This window comes from Pseudomonas sp. P5_B3, assembly GCF_056400405.1.
The window spans coordinates 99,408-118,487 of record NZ_JBFULI010000005.1; the positions used below are offsets into that span (position 1 = coordinate 99,408).

19 protein-coding genes are annotated in these 19,080 nt (G+C 59.5%); 13 read left to right on the forward strand and 6 right to left on the reverse strand.

The window, feature by feature from the left end; genetic code table 11:
* Positions 1 to 3: 3 nt before the first annotated feature.
* Positions 4 to 1,518 carry a choline-sulfatase gene (gene betC / locus AC1DRN_RS05155; RefSeq protein ID WP_223459141.1) on the reverse strand — a complete coding sequence of 505 codons (1,515 nt, stop codon included), beginning with the start codon at positions 1,516 to 1,518 and terminating at the stop codon, positions 4 to 6.
* A gap of 114 nt (positions 1,519 to 1,632) precedes the next feature.
* Here betC and AC1DRN_RS05160 point away from each other — a divergent pair, with 114 nt between their 5' ends.
* Together AC1DRN_RS05160 and AC1DRN_RS05165 are read left to right on the forward strand one after the other, a co-directional pair.
* Positions 1,633 to 2,583 carry a choline sulfate utilization transcriptional regulator gene (locus AC1DRN_RS05160; protein ID WP_223459143.1) on the forward strand — a complete coding sequence of 317 codons (951 nt, stop codon included), beginning with the start codon at positions 1,633 to 1,635 and terminating at the stop codon, positions 2,581 to 2,583.
* 61 nt (positions 2,584 to 2,644) lie between these two features.
* A complete protein-coding gene (locus AC1DRN_RS05165) occupies positions 2,645 to 2,971 on the forward strand; it encodes a DOPA 4,5-dioxygenase family protein (RefSeq protein ID WP_477786645.1) in 327 nt (108 codons plus the stop codon).
* Here the strand turns inward: AC1DRN_RS05165 and AC1DRN_RS05170 are convergent, their stop codons facing one another.
* Complete coding sequence (locus AC1DRN_RS05170) at positions 2,972 to 3,373, reverse strand: GFA family protein (RefSeq protein ID WP_223459147.1); 402 nt, start codon at positions 3,371 to 3,373, stop codon at positions 2,972 to 2,974.
* Positions 3,374 to 3,692: 319 nt separating this feature from the next.
* On the opposite strand from AC1DRN_RS05170, the gene AC1DRN_RS05175 reads away from it, so the two are divergent.
* The 9 genes from AC1DRN_RS05175 (at position 3,693) to AC1DRN_RS05215 (ending at position 13,976) form a co-directional block, all read left to right on the forward strand.
* Entirely contained in the window at positions 3,693 to 5,000 is a 1,308-nt protein-coding gene (locus AC1DRN_RS05175; RefSeq protein ID WP_223459149.1) for a CitMHS family transporter, read from the forward strand.
* Positions 5,001 to 5,085: 85 nt separating this feature from the next.
* Positions 5,086 to 5,853, forward strand: a complete 768-nt coding sequence (locus tag AC1DRN_RS05180) for a TerC family protein (protein WP_223459151.1) — start codon at positions 5,086 to 5,088, stop codon at positions 5,851 to 5,853.
* Between the two features lie 294 nt (positions 5,854 to 6,147).
* Positions 6,148 to 7,806 (forward strand): Na/Pi cotransporter family protein, encoded by a 1,659-nt coding sequence (locus AC1DRN_RS05185; RefSeq protein WP_223459152.1) that lies wholly within the window; start codon positions 6,148 to 6,150, stop codon positions 7,804 to 7,806.
* 56 nt (positions 7,807 to 7,862) lie between these two features.
* Positions 7,863 to 9,239 (forward strand): M16 family metallopeptidase, encoded by a 1,377-nt coding sequence (locus AC1DRN_RS05190; protein WP_223459153.1) that lies wholly within the window; start codon positions 7,863 to 7,865, stop codon positions 9,237 to 9,239.
* Positions 9,240 to 9,384: 145 nt separating this feature from the next.
* Complete coding sequence (locus AC1DRN_RS05195; RefSeq protein ID WP_223459154.1) at positions 9,385 to 10,413, forward strand: DUF5924 family protein; 1,029 nt, start codon at positions 9,385 to 9,387, stop codon at positions 10,411 to 10,413.
* A 54-nt stretch (positions 10,414 to 10,467) separates the two neighbouring features.
* A complete protein-coding gene (locus tag AC1DRN_RS05200; protein WP_223459155.1) occupies positions 10,468 to 11,616 on the forward strand; it encodes an ABC transporter permease in 1,149 nt (382 codons plus the stop codon).
* Complete coding sequence (locus AC1DRN_RS05205) at positions 11,613 to 12,416, forward strand: ABC transporter ATP-binding protein (RefSeq protein WP_223459156.1); 804 nt, start codon at positions 11,613 to 11,615, stop codon at positions 12,414 to 12,416. The genes AC1DRN_RS05200 and AC1DRN_RS05205 overlap by 4 nt, the downstream gene beginning before the upstream one ends.
* Position 12,417: 1 nt before the next feature.
* Positions 12,418 to 13,356 carry an MlaD family protein gene (locus AC1DRN_RS05210; RefSeq protein WP_223459157.1) on the forward strand — a complete coding sequence of 313 codons (939 nt, stop codon included), beginning with the start codon at positions 12,418 to 12,420 and terminating at the stop codon, positions 13,354 to 13,356.
* Entirely contained in the window at positions 13,353 to 13,976 is a 624-nt protein-coding gene (locus AC1DRN_RS05215; RefSeq protein WP_223459158.1) for an ABC-type transport auxiliary lipoprotein family protein, read from the forward strand. Before AC1DRN_RS05210 ends, AC1DRN_RS05215 begins: the two co-directional genes overlap by 4 nt.
* A gap of 120 nt (positions 13,977 to 14,096) precedes the next feature.
* Here AC1DRN_RS05215 and AC1DRN_RS05220 read toward each other — a convergent pair whose 3' ends face one another.
* Together AC1DRN_RS05220 and AC1DRN_RS05225 are read right to left on the reverse strand one after the other, a co-directional pair.
* Positions 14,097 to 14,747 (reverse strand): HAD family hydrolase, encoded by a 651-nt coding sequence (locus tag AC1DRN_RS05220; RefSeq protein WP_223459160.1) that lies wholly within the window; start codon positions 14,745 to 14,747, stop codon positions 14,097 to 14,099.
* Positions 14,748 to 14,773: 26 nt separating this feature from the next.
* Entirely contained in the window at positions 14,774 to 15,319 is a 546-nt protein-coding gene (locus AC1DRN_RS05225) for a gamma carbonic anhydrase family protein (protein WP_223459162.1), read from the reverse strand.
* An 88-nt stretch (positions 15,320 to 15,407) separates the two neighbouring features.
* Here AC1DRN_RS05225 and prlC point away from each other — a divergent pair, with 88 nt between their 5' ends.
* Both prlC and AC1DRN_RS05235 read left to right on the forward strand, forming a co-directional pair.
* Positions 15,408 to 17,459 carry an oligopeptidase A gene (gene prlC, locus AC1DRN_RS05230; protein WP_223459164.1) on the forward strand — a complete coding sequence of 684 codons (2,052 nt, stop codon included), beginning with the start codon at positions 15,408 to 15,410 and terminating at the stop codon, positions 17,457 to 17,459.
* On the forward strand, positions 17,456 to 17,743 hold the full coding sequence (locus AC1DRN_RS05235) for a YheV family putative zinc ribbon protein (RefSeq protein ID WP_008018424.1): 288 nt from the start codon (positions 17,456 to 17,458) through the stop codon (positions 17,741 to 17,743). Before prlC ends, AC1DRN_RS05235 begins: the two co-directional genes overlap by 4 nt.
* 42 nt (positions 17,744 to 17,785) lie before the next feature.
* Here AC1DRN_RS05235 and AC1DRN_RS05240 read toward each other — a convergent pair whose 3' ends face one another.
* Positions 17,786 to 18,430 (reverse strand): dual specificity protein phosphatase family protein, encoded by a 645-nt coding sequence (locus AC1DRN_RS05240; RefSeq protein WP_223459166.1) that lies wholly within the window; start codon positions 18,428 to 18,430, stop codon positions 17,786 to 17,788.
* Between the two features lie 240 nt (positions 18,431 to 18,670).
* The gene (locus tag AC1DRN_RS05245; protein WP_223459168.1) at positions 18,671 to 18,976 is read right to left on the reverse strand and encodes a hypothetical protein; all 306 of its coding nucleotides are present in this window, start codon (positions 18,974 to 18,976) and stop codon (positions 18,671 to 18,673) included.
* Positions 18,977 to 19,080: the final 104 nt, after the last annotated feature.

Genomic DNA, 19,080 nt, shown 5'->3' on the forward strand with positions numbered 1-19,080 from the left:
ACATTATTGGTTTTGGCAGGGTTGTGGATAACGTGCTTTACGCTCCAGATCGTCGAGGTCGATGTGGTTGCGCATGTATTGCTGACTGGCGTCCACCAGTGGCTGGTGATCCCAGCTCTTCAGCTTGCCGAGGGTCAGCGCCTCGGCCACGAACCGCCGGCGCCGCTGGCTGGCGAGCACCTGCTGGTGAATCGCCGGAAAATTCCATTTGGCTCGCGCTTCGGCGAGAAAATCGTCGAACAGTTGGCGATGTTGCGGCGAATGACTGAGTTCTTCCAGTTCGCGAGGGTCATTGTGTACGTCGAAGAGCAGGCAAGGGTCATCTTCGCTGTAGATGAATTTGTAGGCGCCGCGGCGGATCATCATCAACGGGCTGATGGTGCCTTCGGCCATGTATTCGCCGAACACCTCGTCGTGACCGACCTGCCCTTGCAGGTGCGGGACCAGCGAGCAGCCGTCCAGCGGCAAGCCCGGTTCCAGCGAGCCCCCGGCCAGTTCAACGAAGGTCGGCAACAGGTCGGCCGTGGAAACACTGGCGCTGACCCTGCCGGCGCCGAATTGCCCCGGCGCGCTGATCAACAAGGGAACCCGTGCGGCCATTTCGAACCAATGCATTTTGTACCAGAGTCCACGTTCGCCGAGCATGTCGCCGTGGTCGCCGGAGAACACGATGATGGTATCGTCGATCAGCCCGGTATCCTCGAGGGTTTGCAGGAGTTTGCCGACGTTGCTGTCGATATAGCTACACGCGCCGAAATAGGCACGGCGGGCGTCGCGGATCTTATCCACAGGCAGCGGCTTGTCCCACAGGTCGTAGACCTTGAGCAAGCGCTGGGAGTGTGGATCGAGTGAATGCTGATCCGGGGTTGTGGGTAATGGAATGTCGGCATCGTCGTACAGATCCCAGAAAGCCTTGGGAATCGTGTACGGATCGTGTGGGTGAGTCATCGAAACAGTCAGGCAGAACGGCTGGTCGCCATCCTCGCGGATGTGGTCGAACAGGTACTGCTGGGCCTTGAACACCACCTCTTCGTCGAAATCCAGCTGATTGGTGCGCACGCACGGGCCGGCTTGCAGCACTGACGACATGTTGTGATACCAGGTCGGGCGCACGTCCGGTTCATCCCAGTTCACCGCCCAGCCGTAGTCGGCCGGGTAGATGTCACTGGTCAGGCGTTCTTCGTAGCCATGCAGTTGGTCTGGCCCGCAGAAATGCATCTTGCCCGACAGGGCAGTGCGGTAGCCGAGGCGGCGCAGGTAGTGGGCATAGGTCGGTACGTCGGCGGGGAAATCGGCGGCGTTGTCGTAGGCACCGATCTTGCTCGGCAACTGGCCACTGACCAGGGTGAAACGCGACGGCGCGCACAGGGGGCTGTTGCAATAAGCGGAGTCGAACACCACGCCTTGTGCGGCGAGGCGGCTGAGATGAGGCAGTTTGATGGGCGATGGGCCGTAGAACGGCAACATTGGCGCGGCCATTTGATCGGCCATGATGAAAAGAATGTTCTTGCGCTTCATGTGATCGCGGCATTCCATAGTGGATGTTTATGCGAGAGTGCTGGCTTCGAGAATGAAACCCTCGCACCTTGCGGTAAAGCCCACGCGCGACAATGACTAGGATAAGCACAGCTTATGTATGACGCCCTTGGTGACCTGTCTCTTGATCTGCTTCGCGCCTTCGAAGCGGCGGCCCGCCAACGCAGTTTCACCGCGGCGGCGGTTGAGCTGGGCACCACGCAACCGGCCATCAGCCAGCAGATCAAGCGCCTGGAAGAACAACTGGCGACCCGCTTGTTCGATCGCATTTATCGCGGTATCGAACTGACCGAGGCCGGGCAGATTCTTTTCGAACAGGTTCAGCTCGGTTTGCAGAATATCGACGCAGGATTGAGTGCAATCAACGCACAGCAACAGCATGAAGTACTGCAGGTTGCCACGGATTTTGCCTTCGCCGCCTATTGGTTGATGCCGCGACTGCACCGTTTTCACGCGGCCAATCCGCAGGTGGATGTCAGCCTGGTCACCAGTGAACGCAGCCATAACATGCTACGTACCGATATCGATGTGGCGGTGCTGTTCGGCGATGGCCGCTTCAAGCAGGGTGAAAGCCATTGGCTGTTCAGCGAGGAAGTGTTTCCGGTGTGCAGTCCGCAGTTGTTGGGTGAGCGTCCCCTACCCTTGCCGGCCCAGGCATTGCTGGAGTTTCCGTTGCTGCACCTGCGTGGGGAACACAGCAGTAACTGGTTCGACTGGAGTGGTGTGTTCCGCGAGTTGGGCATCACCTCGCCCCCGGCGCCCGGGCAGTTGCGCTTCGACAACTACACCCTGCTGATTCAGGCCGCGATTGGTGGTCAGGGCGTGGCCATCGGCTGGCGCCACCTTGTGGATAACTTGCTGGCGCAAGGGTTGTTGTGTCGGCCGATCGGCGAAACGGTGATGTCGAGACTGGGTTATTACGTGGTCCTGCCCCAGCGCAAACGACGCGGAGCGTTGATTCAACAGTTTGTGGATTGGTTGATGGCCGAACAGGCTGGCAGTGCGGAGTCGTTGTCGGGGTTGTCATTGCCTTCGATTGCAGTGTGAAACGTGAAAAGATCGCAGCCTGTGCCGCGTGATCTGCTCGACCGGATTTAGAGGATTTCAAATGCAACGCATAACGGGCTACCACGCCCATGTCTATTTCGACGCCAGTACCATCGATCAGGCGCGGGCCTTGTGTGAGCAGGCGGCGCAATTGTTTCCACTGAAAATGGGCCGCGTGCACGAGCGCCCTGTCGGTCCGCACCCGGACTGGAGCTGTCAGTTGGCGTTCGAGCCGCAGGTGCTGGGCGACGTGCTGCCCTGGCTGGCGCYCAACCGCCAGGGTCTGGTGGTGTTTCTGCACCCTGATACCGGTGACGATCTGCGCGACCACACCGAGCATGCGATCTGGATGGGCGCAATACGCCCGCTGGATCTGTCTATTTTTTGATCAGAGTGTTTCTTCAGCCTCTCCGGGCAAGTGTTCGTCCAGGTGCAGCCACGGCAAGCGACTGTCGGTCCAGATGTGTCGCTCGGCCGGTGCTTGCTCGGGATGGTCGAGGGTGGCGATGGTCAGGTCGATGCTGTCCGGGCTCAGGTGCGTCACCAGCGCCAGTTGCGCCCCACAGTGTCCGCAGAAATATCGCGCGCAGGTGGATGAAGAATCGTACCTCGACGGCGTCCCGGCCAGCCATTGAAAGGCCGATGCCGGCACGGTGATCCAGGTGGTCACGATGCCGCCGCTGACCCGTCGGCAAATGGAGCAATGGCAGTGGGCGATATCGTGCAGCGGCCCGCTGAATTGATAGCGCAGTTGCCCGCAATGGCAGCCGCCGGTGTGAAGTTCGCCCATGTTCAACCTCCCACCCTGTGTTCAGGGGCTTGAAACCCAATCCGACGACCGGTTGCACATCCGGTCTTTGCTTTCATTGGCGAAAGCTGGCTGAAAGCTTCCCCGATTAGGATCGCCGCCACTACCGGCAAAAGACCGGTGGCCAATGCGAGCGTTTGACTGCTCGCCAGGCCCATTTAACAACAACAATGGTGATTCTGATGTCCTCTCCTATCCGCCGCTTCGCTGTAACTCCGTCCGTACGTCTCGTGCCTCCCGTTCTGCGCTGATCCCGCCCGGTCCGCCCATTCCCTAGCCGCGCTACGCCTGGAGTATTCCCATGCTGACTTTCCTTGGCTTCGCCATGGTCATCACGTTCATGTTCCTGATCATGACCAAGCGCCTGTCCGCGCTGATCGCCCTGATCCTGATTCCGATCATTTTTGCCCTGTTCGGCGGCTTTTCGCCGAAAATCGGCCCAATGATGCTCGAAGGCATCACCAAACTCGCGCCAACCGGCGTGATGCTGATGTTCGCTATTTTGTACTTCGCCCTGATGATCGACTCCGGCCTGTTCGACCCGGCCGTGCGCAAGATCCTCAAACTGGTCAAGGGCGACCCGTTGAAAGTTTCGGTCGGCACCGCCGTTCTGGCGCTCGTCGTTTCCCTCGATGGTGACGGCGCGACCACTTATATGATCTGCGTGGCCGCCATGCTGCCGCTCTACAGCCGTATCGGCATGAGCCCGCGGATCATGGCCGGCCTGATCATCCTCGCCGGTGGCGTGATGAACATGACCCCATGGGGCGGCCCGACCGCACGCGCTGCCAGTGCGTTGCATGTGGATCCGTCCGACATCTTCGTACCGATGATTCCTGCGATGCTGGCCGGTGTGGTGGCGATCCTGGTCATCGCTTACTGCTACGGCAAGCGTGAACGTGCACGCCTGGGTGAGTTGCACCTGGTGGGCGATGAAATCGACCACAGTGAAATCAGCGTTTCGCAGTTCCCGGATGCCCGTCGTCCGAAGCTGATCTGGTTCAATGGCGCCCTGACCCTGGCCCTGATGGGCACCCTGATTGCCGGCCTGTTGCCTTTGCCGGTGCTGTTCATGGTGGCGTTCAGTATCGCCATGATCGTCAACTATCCTTGCCTGCAACAGCAGAAGGATCGCGTCGCGGCTCACGCCGGTAGCGTGCTGGCGGTAGTCGGGTTGATCTTCGCGGCCGGTATCTTCACCGGTATCCTGACCGGCACCGGGATGGTCGACGCGATGTCGAAAAGCCTGCTGGCAGTGATTCCGGATGTCCTCGGCCCGTACCTGGCGGTGATCACGGCGCTGGTCAGCATGCCGTTCACCTTCTTCATGTCGAACGATGCATTTTATTACGGCGTGTTACCGGTACTTGCCGAAGCCGCCAGCCATTACGGTATAACCGCGGTGGAAATGGCACGTGCCTCGATCGTCGGTCAGCCCGTCCACCTGTTGAGCCCGCTGGTTCCATCGACTTATTTGTTGGTGGCCCTGGCCGGTATCGATTTCGGTGACCATCAACGCTTCACTCTCAAGTGGGCGGTGCTGGTTTGTATCTGCATACTGATTGCTGCAATGCTGTTGGGGACTTTCCCGGTGTTCAGCACTCTATAAGCTCAAGACTCACCACTTCGGGTCCAGGCTTCGCTGTTTGAAGCCCGGGCCCTTTGTGGTTTAACAATCGCTCAAAGGAATACACATGGAATGGCTGACCAACCCTGAAATCTGGGTTGCCTTCTTCACCCTGACCGCCCTGGAAATCGTCCTGGGTATCGATAACATCATCATGATTTCGATCCTGGTCAGCCGCATGCCCAAGCACATGCAGGCGCGTACCCGGATTTTCGGTCTTGGGCTGGCCATGATCACGCGGATCCTGCTTCTGCTGTCGATCACCTGGGTCATGCGCCTGACGGCGGATCTGTTCGAAGTGTTCGGCCAGGGTATTTCCGGACGCGACCTGATCCTGTTCTTCGGTGGTCTGTTCCTGCTGTGGAAAAGCTCGCAAGAGATGTACCACGCGTTGGAAGGTGAAGATGAAAGCAGCGACGAACCTTCGGGCAAGGGCGGCAACTTCCTCTACACCATCATCCAGATCGCGATCATCGACATCGTGTTTTCCCTGGACTCGGTGATCACCGCGGTCGGCATGGTCTCCCACGTACCGGTCATGGTCGCAGCGATCATCGTGGCCGTGCTGGTGATGATGTGGGCATCTGGCACCATCAGTGAGTTCATCGACAAGCACCCATCGCTGAAGATGCTGGCGCTGTCGTTCCTGTTGATCGTCGGTACGGTGCTGATCGCCGAAGCCTTCGACGTGCACGTGCCAAAAGGCTACGTCTACTTCGCAATGGCGTTCTCGCTGGCAGTGGAAGCGATCAACATCAAGATGCGCACCGCCATTGCGAAAAAAAAGAAACAGCAGGATCCGGTAAAGCTGCGCAAGGACATTCCGGGCCAGTAACCCGAAAGCGCTAAATTCGCAAAACCTGTGGGAGCGAGCTTGCTCGCGATGRSGGTCCGTCAGTCAACATCAATGTTGAAGCTGATGGCCTCATCGCGAGCAAGCTCGCTCCCACAGTGTTTTGTGTGGCTGGAAGATCGCCATTTTCATGACAGTTTTATTTCAATCCCTTCTTTGGCTATGCGATGCTGGCGCGCAGACCGTTAGCCAACTACAAGCTTAAGTACAGAACGTAGAACGTCGCGCGGTACCGTCAACTTGCTCCTTTGGAGCGCTACACCACAGGGGGCCTGTATGCTCACCCTGCTCAATTTACTTTCTGCCGTGGCCCTGCTGATCTGGGGCACGCATATCGTCCGAACCGGCATCCTGCGGGTCTACGGCACCAATTTGCGCCATGTCATTGGCCAGAACATGTCCAAACGCTGGCTGACTTTCGTCTCCGGGATCGTCGTGACGGCGATGGTCCAGAGCAGCAACGCCACCGCCATGCTCGTCACCTCCTTTGTCGGTCAGGGCCTGATGGCGCTGACGCCGGCACTGGTCACCATGCTCGGTGCCGATGTCGGTACGGCGCTGATGGCGCGGGTGTTGACGTTCGATCTGTCGTGGCTGTCGCCGCTGCTGATTTTTGTCGGGGTGATTTTCTTTCTGTCACGCAAGCAGACCCGACTCGGGCAGATGGGCCGTGTCGCCATTGGCTTGGGCTTGATCATTCTGGCGCTGCAACTGATTGTCGAAGCGGCGCATCCGATTACCCATGCCAAAGGGGTGAAGGTGATTTTCGCCTCGCTCACCGGCGATATCCTGCTCGACGCCTTGGTCGGCGCGCTGTTCGCGATGATTTCCTATTCCAGCCTGGCCGCTGTGCTGCTGACCGCGACCCTGGCGGGTGCCAAAGTGATCAGCTTGCCGGTAGCCATCGGACTGGTGATCGGCGCCAATATCGGCAGCGGCGTACTCGCCTTCCTCAGCACCAGCATGCAGAACCCAGCCGGGCGCCAAGTGGCGCTGGGCAGCCTGCTGTACAAACTGATTGGTCTTTTATTGATCATTCCGGTACTCGATCCGCTGGTGCACTGGCTCGATGGCCTGGATTTCAGCCCTCAGGAATTGGTCATCGGCTTTCACCTGCTCTACAACACCGTGCGCTGCCTGATCCTGCTGCCCAGTGTCGGGCCGATGGCCAGATTTTGTGCCTGGGTACTGCCGGAGCGCCCGCAGGCCAACGGCACGGCCAAGCCCCGGCACCTTGACCCCACAGCGTTGGTCACCCCCGGTTTGGCGCTGGCCAACGCGGCCCGGGAAACCCTGCGCATGGGCGACCTGATCGACAACATGCTCGAAGCCATGCTCGATGTGTTGCGCGGCAAGCAAACCGCCGTCACCCAGGAAATGCGCCGCCTGACCGACGATGTCGAAGCGCTCTACAGCGCGATCAAGTTGTATCTGGCGCAAATGCCCCGGGAAGATCTCAGCGATCAGGACAGCCGGCGCTGGGCGGAAATCATCGAGCTGGCGATCAACCTGAAACTCGCCAGCGACTTGATCGAACGCATGCTGCGTAAAGTCCAGCAGCAGAAAACCTCGCAGCGCCGATCGTTTTCCGAAGTCGGGCTGGACGAATTGACCGGGCTGCATACTCAGTTGATTTCCAGCCTGCGGCTCGGGATGTCAGTGTTTCTCAGTGGCGACCCGGAAAGTGCCCGCCAGCTGGTGCGTGAAAAACGTCGTTTCCGCGCACAGGAACGGCGCCTGGCCCATGCTCATGTCAGCCGCTTGCACCGTAAAATCGTGCAAAGTATCGAAACCAGTTCGTTGCACCTGGAGCTGATCGCCGACATGAAGCGTCTGAATTCGCTGTTTTGCAGCAGTGCCTACGTGGTGCTGGAAACATCGGATACCGGTGCGCTGGTGGTCGACGATTTGACTGACATTACTCATTCACCCTGAACGTCCACCATTACCTGAAGTCTGTTGAACTTACGCTGGCCGTATGGAAGTCCGTTATGCGTTGTTTGTTGTTCGCCTGCCTGTTGCTTGGTTCATTCCCGTCATTTGCCCTGGATCGCTTCCAGGTCGAGGGCTACACCCTGCGCAACGGTTTGCAGTTGCTACTCAAACCCGGCACTGACCGAGGGCATGTGGCGATCCGGCTGGTGGTCGGCGTTGGTCTGGACGATTTCAATTGCGAAGAAAAGGAATTGCCGCATCTGCTGGAACACCTGCTGTTCAGCGGCATCGACGCCAGTGGCGAAGGTGGCCTGGAAGAGCGCATGCAGGCCCTGGGCGGTGAGTGGAACGCCTTCACCAGTAATGCCGATACGACTTTCGTCATCGAAGCGCCGGCAAAAAACCAGCGCAAGGTGCTCGACCTGCTGCTGGCGCTGCTGACCCAGACCCGTTTCGACGACAACGCCATCCACGCGGCCAAGCAAGTGGTCGAGCGTGAAGACGGCGGCCACTACTCGCACCTGCAACGCTGGCTCGATCGTCAGGACCTCGGCCACACGGCCAGCAACCAGCTGGCCGTGGAGCTGGGCCTCAAGTGCCCGGAGCGTGCGCAAGTCGATGACCTGACCCATGAGCAACTGGAGCAGGTGCGCAAGGACTGGTATGCGCCGAACAACATGACCCTGATCGTGGTCGGCGACCTCGACAAGTTGCTGCCGGCCTATCTGGAACAGGCGTATGGCGCGCTGGAAGCGATTACCCCTGGCGAGCATCCTGCGCTGCCGCAAATCCAGGTCAGCGCTGCCCACGAGCGCACTCTGACCCACGGTCTGGTCGGCAACGGCGCCAAATTGCACTGGCTGGTGCCGGAGCCGGTGCTGGACGACGGGCACGACCAAACCTTCGATTTGCTCAAGGATTATCTGGATTGGGCGCTCTATCGCCAGCTGCGCCTGGCTCACGGTTTGTCCTACGGCCCGTGGGCGGAACGCGAGGTGTTCGGCGGCGTGGGTTTCATGAGCCTCAATGCCGACCTTGAACGCGACGACGTGCCCGCGGCCGAACAAGTGCTCGACGACTTGAAGGCCGCACTGCTCAAGGATGGCCTCAATGCCGACACCTTCAACCGCCTCAAGCAGGCCGCGATTGCCCGCCAGGCCTGGGCCGTGCAAGGCAACAGCGCGTTGGCCGACTACTACTGGAGCGCCATCGGTGATTACGAGGACGGCCACTTCGCCGACCCGGCCCGGGAGCTGCAAGGGGTGACGCTGGAAGAGGCGAACAAGGCCGTGCGTGAACTGTTGTTGCAGCCGGGGTATTTGCGGATCGAAAAGCCGTTGTTCAGTTATGACCAGTTGATGTGGTTGGTGGTCGGGGGATTGGGCATGATCGTGTTGATGTTGGTGGGCTGGCGTTTGCACCGCAGGAAGTAACCACTCTGTTTGGCAAGCAAACTCCTTGTGGGAAAGACAATCCCCCAGGTTGCGCGGCGTGACTGACCGCAAACTCTCGCCACGGCGCCGCGGCAACAGGTACCCTGTCGAGGTTTTTTTCCCACGACAACTGTGAACCCGCCGAATGCAAAACCTGACCCTTTTCGTACAGCGCATCCTCGAATTGATGAAGCGCTACCCTGGGGTCATTGCGCTCTGTGGTTTCATCTCCGGGGTGGGCAGTTTCATCCTGGTCGATCGCCAGCAAAGCCTGGCGAGCTGGATTGCCACGATCATGCTGATCAGCTGGATCTGGCTGATGCTGGAAAACAGCCTGACCAAGCTGTTCACACGCATTTTCAAGCGCGAAATTCCGGAACCGTTGCTGCGTTACGCAACGCAGATGATCCATCAGGAAAGCCTGTTCTTTGTCTTGCCGTTCTTCTTCATCACCACGACGTGGAACAGCGGCCAGTTGGTTTTCACCGGGCTGCTGGGCGTCGCGGCGCTGATTTCGATCGTCGACCCGCTTTACTACAAATGGCTGGCGCCACGGCGCTGGGCGTTTCTGGCCCTGCACACCCTGACCCTGTTCGCCGCGCTGCTCACCGCGTTGCCGGTGATCATGCACCTGACCACCGCGCAAAGTTTCAAATGGGCGCTGGGCATCTCGGTGCTGTTGTCGTTCCCGAGCCTGGCGTCGATCTTCCCGATTCGTACCGTGCGCAATGCGCTGGCGATTTTTGGTATCACCCTGGGCATCGGCGTCATTGGTTGGGAGCTGCGCTCGTGGGTGCCGCCGGCCACGCTGTGGATGACCGATGTGGCCATCAGCACGCAAATGCAGGACCGCACACCTGGCGCCAGCCTCGACGAAGTCAGTGCCGAGCAGATCCGCAATGGCGGGCTCTACGCGTACACCGCGATCAACGCCCCTCGTGGCCTGGACGAACGGATTTATCACGTCTGGCAGTTCAACGGTAAAGAGGTCGACCGCATTCCTCTGGATATTCGCGGCGGGCGCAAGGAAGGTTACCGGGCCTGGACCCACAAGCAGAATTTCCCGGGCAACCCGGCCGGCAAATGGCAGGTTCGGGTGCTGACCGAAGATGGCCAGGTCATCGGCGTGCTGCGCTTCAAAGTCACGGACAGCACATCGATCAAAGAAAAGTAGTGTGGTTCGTGCTATTACGTAAAACTGCGTAATCACTGAACAAGCACGGAGCTTATGATCAGCAGCACGATGGCCGGCAACGCCCGATTGGACACGTCGTTTACCCCTGCGCGGTTGCGGGTGACGGGCGACTGGACGCTTGCCCATTACGCGGACCTCAAACTGTTGAGCGAAAAGCTCCACGGCCAGTACGACGCCAACACCCCCGTCGACCTCAATGGACTTGGTGCCCTCGACACCGCCGGCGCCTCGCTGTTGGTAGAGCTGCTCGGCTCCGAGCGCCTCGGTCGCTCCGCCGAACATCCTGATTGCACGCTCTCCGCCGCCGATCGGGCGTTGCTGCAAACCGTCTACTGCTCGTTGACCGATTTCTGCGTACCGATCAAGGAGCCGGAAGTCAGCGTTACCATTCAGTTGCTGACCCGCATCGGCCGGGCGGTGGACGCCGTCTGGCAGGACACCCTGGAACTGCTGGGTTTCGTCGGCCTGATCATCGAGACCATCGTCCGCGGCCTGTTCCAGCCAAAACGCTGGCGCGTCACGGCGATGATCGCGCACATCGAGCAGACTGGCCTCGACGCCGCGCCGATTGTTGCCCTGCTGACCTTTCTGGTGGGCGCCGTGGTGGCGTTTCTCGGGTCGACGGTGCTGGCCACTTTCGGTGCCACTGTCTTTACCGTGGACCTGGTGGGGTTTGCCTTTTTGCGCGAATTCGGTGTGCTGCTGACCGCGATCCTGATGGCCGGGCGCACCGCCAGTGCGTTCACGGCGCAAATCGGTTCGATGAAGGCCAACGAAGAAATCGATGCCATCCGCACCCTGGGCCTCGACCCCGTGGAGTTGCTGGTGGTGCCGCGAGTCCTGGCGCTGCTGATCGCCCTGCCGATGCTGACCTTTCTGGCGATGCTGTCGGGGATTATCGGCGGTGGCGTGGTCTGCGCGGTGGCGCTGGATATCTCGCCGGCGATGTTCATATCGTTGCTGCAAACGGATATCGGCGTTCAGCACTTTCTGGTGGGCATCGTCAAAGCGCCGGTGTTCGCTTTCCTGATTGCTGCGATTGGATGCCTTGAAGGTTTCAAGGTCAGTGGCAGCGCTGAGTCGGTGGGCGCGCACACCACGTCGAGTGTGGTGCAGTCGATTTTCGTGGTGATCGTGATGGATGCGATCGCCGCGATGTTTTTCATGGAGATGGGTTGGTGAGTCGTATCCCCCGAGCGCCCTCCGAGGCGGTGATTGAAGTCCGTGGGCTGTGCAACCGCTTTGGAAGCCAGAGCGTGCACGAGAACCTCGACCTGGACTTGTACAAGGGCGAGATACTCGCTGTGGTCGGCGGCTCCGGCAGTGGCAAATCGGTGCTGCTGCGCAGCATTGTCGGGTTGCGCCAGCCCAGCGAAGGCGTGGTGAAAGTCTTCGGCAAGAACCTGCCAACCTTGTCCGAACACGAACGCTCGCTGGTGGAACGACGCTTTGGCGTGCTGTTCCAGAAGGGCGCGCTGTTTTCCTCGCTGACAGTGACCGAGAACGTCGCCCTGCCGCTGATCGAACACGCCGGCTTGAGCCGCAATGACGCCGAGCACCTGGCAGCGGTGAAAATGGCCCTGGCCGGGTTGCCGCTGTCGGCGGCAGAGAAATACCCCGCGTCGCTGTCCGGCGGCATGATCAAGCGTGCCGCGCTGGCCCGGGCGTTGGCGCTGGACCCGGACATCCTGTTTCTCGACGAGCCCACCGCCGGTCTCGATCCGATTGGCGCCGCCGCGTTCGACCAATTGATCCTGACCCTGCGCGATGCCCTGGGCCTGAGTGTCTTTCTGGTGACCCACGACCTTGACACGCTCTACACCATCACTGACCGGGTGGCGGTGCTGGCGCAGAAAAAAGTGCTGGTGGCGGACGCCATCGACAAGGTCTCGGAAACCAACGATGCGTGGATTCACGAATACTTCCATGGCCCTCGCGGCCGCGCGGCATTGACGGCCGCCCAACAGCTCAACGAGGTCTGACATGGAAACCCGAGCCCATCATGTATTGATCGGCCTGTTCACCGTGATTGTGGTGACGGCCGCGCTGCTATTCGGCCTGTGGCTGGCCAAGTCCAGTGTCGACACCGAGTTCAAGGACTACGAGGTCGTCTTCAACGAGGCGGTCAGCGGTTTGTCCAAGGGCAGTTCGGTGCAGTACAGCGGGATCAAGGTCGGCGACGTGATCTCGCTGCGCCTGGACCCGAAAGACCCGCGCCGGGTACTGGCGCGAATTCGCCTGGCCGGCGATACCCCGGTCAAGGAAGACACCAATGCCAAGCTGGCCCTGACCGGGGTCACCGGGACCTCGATCATCCAGCTCAGTGGCGGCACGCCTCAGAGCCCGACGCTCAGGGGCAAGGACGGCAACTTGCCGACCATTATCGCCTTGCCCTCGCCCATCGCCCGCCTGCTCAATGACAGCGAGGACCTGATGGCCGGGGTGACCACGCTGATGCATAACGCCAACCTGATGTTCTCCACGGAAAACATCGAGCGCATCAGCAACACCCTGGAGCACCTGGAGCAAACCACCGGGACCATTGCCGAGCAGCGCGGCGATATTCGCCAGGCCATGCAGCAACTGGCCTCGGTCGGCAAGCAGGCCAACAACATGCTGGAGCAGACCACGGCGCTGATGCGCAATGCCAATGGGCTGCTCAACGAGCATGGCAAGGAGGCGCTGGGCAGCGCCGAGCAGGCGATGAAGTCGCTGCAGGAGAGCAGTGCCACCCTCAACAAACTGATCACCGCCAATCAGGATTCGCTCAACAGCGGCATGCAGGGCCTCAATGGCCTGGGCCCCGCCGTGCGTGAGATGCGCGAAACCCTGAGTTCGTTGCGCACCATTACCACACGCCTGGAAGCCAACCCCAGCGGTTACCTGCTGGGCAGTGAAAAGACCAAGGAATTCACGCCATGAAGCTGATTCGGATTGTCCTCCTCGCTGGCTTCACGCTGATCAGTTCGTGCTCGATCCTGCCCAAGCCCGAGCCTTTCGAGGTCTATCGATTGCCTTCGGCCCAGAGTGCATCGACCAGCCCTGGCACACCGCAGCGCTGGTCGCTGCGCGTGACCAAATTCCAGTCCAGCGAAGCGCTGAACAGTCCGAACATTGCAGTGATTCCCCAGGGCGATGTGATCAGCCATTACAAGGGTTCACGCTGGAGCGACCCGGCGCCGGTGCTGTTGCGCAATCGCATGCTGGAAGGTTTTCAGCATGACGGGCGGGTGCCGCTGTTGAGCACCGATGACAGCATTTTCCAGACCGATCTTGAATTGGGCGGCAGCCTGCAGGCGTTCCAGACTGAATACCAGGGCACGAATGCCAGCGTGGTCGTGCGTCTGGATGCGTTGCTGGTGCGCAGCTACGACCAGCGCATCCTTGCCAGCCGCCGCTTCGAAGTGCGCCAGCCTTTGAGCAATGTGCAGGTTCCGGCGGTGGTGGTCGGGTTCGGTCAGGCGAACGATCAGTTGACCGCGCAGGTGGTGAATTGGGCAGTCGAGCAAGGACAGAAACTCGCCCCGCCGCCCAGGCCTTGAAAGCCTGCGCAGCCCCCTGTGGGAGCGAGCTTGCTCGCGATRGCGGTATGTCAGACATATTTATTTTGAATGTGCGACCGCYATCGCGAGCAAGCTCGCTCCCACAGGGGTAAAGCCGTATCAGCGCTGCAAAAACGCCTGATGCATCTCTTCCAGCGTTTCAAAGTGATACGCCGGAGCCTCGGCGCTCAATTCTTCGTGGCTGCCGAACCCGTAACCCACCGCCGCCGCGTCCAGGCCATTGCTGCGTGCGCCGATCAGGTCGTGCTTACGGTCGCCGATCATCAGGGTGCTGGCCGGGTCCAGGTTTTCTTCGGCCATCAGGTGAGCAATCAGCTCGATCTTGTTGGTCCGGGTGCCATCCAGTTCGCTGCCGTAAATCACCTTGAAGTGTTTGGCAAAATCGAAATGCCGGGCGATTTCCCGGGCGAACACCCACGGTTTCGAGGTTGCGATGTACAGTTGCCGGCCTTGTCCGCTCAGGGTTTCCAGCAGCGGCGTGACACCATCGAACACCCGGTTTTCGTAGAGGCCGGTGACCTTGAAGCGCTCACGGTAGAAATTCACCGCCTCCCACGCCTTGGCTTCGTCGAAGTCGTAGAACTGCATGAACGCCTGCAACAGCGGCGGGCCGATGAAGTGTTCGAGTTTGGCCAGGTCCGGCTCATCGATACCCAGTTTGCCCAGGGCGAACTGGATCGAACGGGTGATACCCTCGCGTGGGTCGGTCAGGGTGCCATCGAGGTCGAACAAAACGGTTTGGTAATGCATGTCGAATCCTGAATAAGAGGGCCGGGTCAAAGCTGGTCGTAACCTTCGGCCAGATGCAGGTCCTTGAGCTTCACGTAGTTCGCCGCGCTGTAGGTGAAAAAGGCGCGCTCCTTGTCGGTCAGCGGGCGGATCTGCTTCACCGGGCTGCCCACATACAGGAAGCCGCTTTGCAGATGCTTGCCCGGCGGCACCAGGCTGCCGGCACCAATGATCACATCATCGTCGACCAGCGCACCGTCCATGACGATGCTGCCCATGCCGATCAACACCCGGCTGCCCACCGAACAGCCATGCAACATGACTTTGTGGGCGATGGTCACGTCATCGCCGATCAGCAATGGAAAGCCATCCGGATTGAACGGCCCGGCGTGGGTGATGTGCAACACGCAGCCATCCTGCACGCTGGTGCGCGCACCGATGCGGATGCGGTGCATGTCGCCACGGATCACTGTCAGCGGCCAGACCGAGCTGTCTTCACCGATTTCAACATCGCCGATCACCACCGCCGAGCCGTCTACAAAAGCGCCTTTACCCAGCAGCGGCGTGTGGTTCTGATACTTGCGAAGGTTCACGATAGGGTTTCTCTCTGTTGCTGATAGCTGCGGTGAACGTCGATTGTAATTAAGATGGTTGCATGTTTCTCCAGCCAAGGTATCAACCGTGAGCGTGAACAACCCTCTTTTGCAGTCCTATGACCTGCCGCCGTTCTCCGCCATCCGCGCCGAACACGTACAACCGGCCATTGAACAGATCCTGGCTGACAACCGCGCTGCCATCGTCGAGATCCTCAAGACCCAGGTCAAACAGCCAACGTGGGCCGGTCTGGTACTGGCGATGGACGAGCTCAACGACCGCCTGGGCGCCGCCTGGAGCCCGGTCAGCCACCTCAACGCCGTGTGCAACAGCGCTGAACTGCGTGAAGCCTACGAGTCGTGCCTGCCGGCCTTGAGCGCCTACTCCACCGAACTGGGTCAGAACCGCGAACTGTTCCAGGCCTTCGAAGCCCTGGCCAGCAGCCCGGAAGCGGCCGGTTTCGACGTCGCGCAGAAAACTATCCTGGAGCACTCCCTGCGTGACTTCCGCCTGTCGGGTATCGACCTGCCGGAAGCCGAGCAGAAGCGTTACGCCGAAGTGCAGAGCAAGCTGTCCGAGCTGGGCAGCCGTTTCTCCAACCAGCTGCTCGACGCCACTCAGGCGTGGACCAAACACATCACCGATGAAGCCGCCCTCACCGGCCTGACGGATTCCGCCAAGGCACAAATGGCCGCCGCGGCCCAGGCGAAGGATCTGGATGGCTGGCTGATCACGCTGGAATTCCCGAGCTATTATGCGGTGATGACCTACGCCCAGGACCGCGCACTGCGTGAAGAAGTTTATGCGGCTTACTGCACCCGTGCGTCGGACCAGGGACCGAATGCCGGTCAGAACGACAACGGCCCGGTCATGGAAGAAATCCTCGACCTGCGTCAGGAACTGGCCAAGCTGTTGGGTTTCAGTAGTTTCTCCGAGCTGAGCCTGGCGACCAAAATGGCTGAATCCAGCGATCAGGTGCTGAGTTTCCTGCGTGATCTGGCCAAGCGCAGCAAGCCGTTCGCCGCCCAGGATCTGGAGCAGCTCAAGGCTTACGCCGCCGAACAAGGCTGCCCGGATCTGCAGAGTTGGGACAGCGGTTTCTACGGTGAAAAACTCCGTGAACAGCGTTACAGCGTGGCCCAGGAAGCCCTGCGCGCCTACTTCCCGATCGACAAGGTGTTGAGTGGTCTGTTTGCCATTGTTCAGCGACTGTACGGCATCGAAATCGCCGAGCTCAAAGGCTTCGACACCTGGCACCCGGATGTCCGCCTGTTCGAGATCAAGGAAAACGGCCAGCATGTCGGCCGCTTCTTCTTCGACCTGTATGCTCGTGCCAACAAGCGTGGCGGGGCCTGGATGGATGGCGCCCGGGACCGTCGTCGTACCGCTGGCGGCGTGCTACAAAGCCCGGTGGCGAACCTGGTGTGCAACTTCACCCCGGCCGACAGCGGCAAGCCTGCGCTGCTGACCCACGATGAAGTCACCACCCTGTTCCATGAATTCGGTCACGGCCTGCATCACTTGCTGACCCGCGTCGAGCATGCTGGGGTGTCCGGCATCAATGGCGTGGCCTGGGATGCCGTCGAACTACCAAGTCAGTTCATGGAAAACTGGTGCTGGGAGCCGGAAGGCCTGGCGCTGATTTCCGGTCATTATGAAACCGGCGAACCGCTGCCTCAGGACCTGCTCGGGAAAATGCTCGCGGCGAAAAACTTCCAGTCCGGCCTGATGATGGTCCGCCAACTGGAGTTCTCTCTGTTCGACTTCGAATTGCACGCGACCCACGGCGACGGCCGCAGCGTGCTGCAAGTGCTCGAAGGCGTGCGTGACGAGGTCTCGGTGATGCGCCCGCCGGCCTACAACCGCTTCCCCAACAGCTTTGCGCATATCTTCGCCGGTGGTTATGCCGCGGGTTATTACAGCTACAAATGGGCTGAAGTGCTGTCGGCCGATGCGTTCTCGAAGTTTGAAGAAGAAGGCGTGCTCAACGCCGACACCGGTCGCGCCTTCCGTGAAGCGATCCTGGCACGCGGCGGTTCCCAGGAGCCTATGGTGCTGTTCGTCGACTTCCGTGGCCGTGAGCCATCGATTGACGCACTCTTGCGCCATAGCGGCCTGAGTGAGGACGCAGCAGCATGAGCGAGGGACCTGTGATTACGAAAAAACGCTTTATCGCCGGGGCGGTCTGCCCGGCATGCAGCGAGCCGGACAAGTTGATGATGTGGAACGAAGACCAGGTCCCGCACCGTGAGTGCGTGGCCTGCGGTTACTCCGACACACTCAATGAGCAAGGGCTGTCGGTGCCCAAGGAGTTGGGTACGCGGGTTAATACCAGTGCACTCAAACCAGCCGACACCAAGGTTCAGGCGGTTCAGTTCTTCCCGAACCCGAAACTGAAGAAAAAGCCGGACGAACAACACTGAGTGAAAAAAAGCCCCCGTTGCGCAATGCCGCGGGGGCTTTTTTTATTCGATATGAGCGGACTTGAACCAGCTCTTCATCGAGCACGCGGCGAACGGGCTGGTGCTGCAATCGCCATTGGCCAGCGCCGTGCGCAGTTTGTCCACGTCGGCCTGCATCATGTAGCGAATACCGTCCTTGAAATGGGTGCTGTCGCCAAAGCCACCCTGGGTCATTTCGTTCAGTGCCTCTTCCTTGCTCCAGCCCTGGATGACAACCCGGTACATGGCCGCCATCAGGCCGGTACGGTCGGAACCGTGTTTGCAGTGCATCAGCACCGGGCCTTTGGCTTCGGCCGACTTGATGGCGCGCAAGGCCTTGAGCACATCGGCGTCATCCACGTGGTTGGTGCGATAAGGCAGCTGTACTTGCGTGATGCCTGGCGTTGACAACCAACTGGAGTCCGCTTCAGGCAGGAAGTTGATCACCGTGCCCACCTTCAGCTTCTCCAGCAGCGGCACCGCGCCCTTGTCCGGCAAGGCGCTGCGAAAGAGCGTCGGCGACATCTGGAAGAGGTTGTATTGCTTCTCGACCGGTTGGGCCCAGTCCGCCGGACGCTGCGTCGCGCTGTCGTCAGCAAGTGCCAGTGTCAGGTTAGCGAGTGCAACCAACGACAGGCATATTGCAGATAAAATTCGTGATAGAGGCATGCTTGAGCGACCGTTCAGAAAGGGACGGGAAGATGCTGACAAGGGTCTGCCATGCACGGTCAAAGGTCTGTGAGCTGTTCGTCAAAGAATCGTGAAGCAGATAGCTTGGTGGTTGTTTTCACTAAACATGATGGATTCGTAAAATATCGATGAACTAATACTTGCAGTAAAAGTACTCCGGTCGAATGCTAAGTTCGACCAGGGCTAATTAGCTGTGTCTGAATTTTCTATAAATACTGATCAAGGCCTGGCAATACTGACATAGGCTTTAGCCAGGGCCAGAAGTTTAGCCTTGTCATCGGCGTCAATATCGCCGTCACCATCGATATCCTTGTTGATATTACCGAGGCTGAACGATTGGCCACCGTCATGGGACGATGCAATGAGGATGGTAGAGTCCAGTAAAGCTGTGGTCCCCAGGTTATTTTCAGCGTCCCAATCTTCTTCTTTCAATGCGAACTGCATTGAGACAAGCACTTCGTTTGGGTCGACTATTGTTGGGCCAAGCTTTTGCAGAAAAATACCGCGACGATTGAAAAATGACATCATTAAGTCCTTTTTAAAAAATATCCATGTTTACGTTTGTTGCGGAAAAGACAATAGCGATATTTCTTATGAGATGACCAGCCACAATATGTATCTCTTAGTTG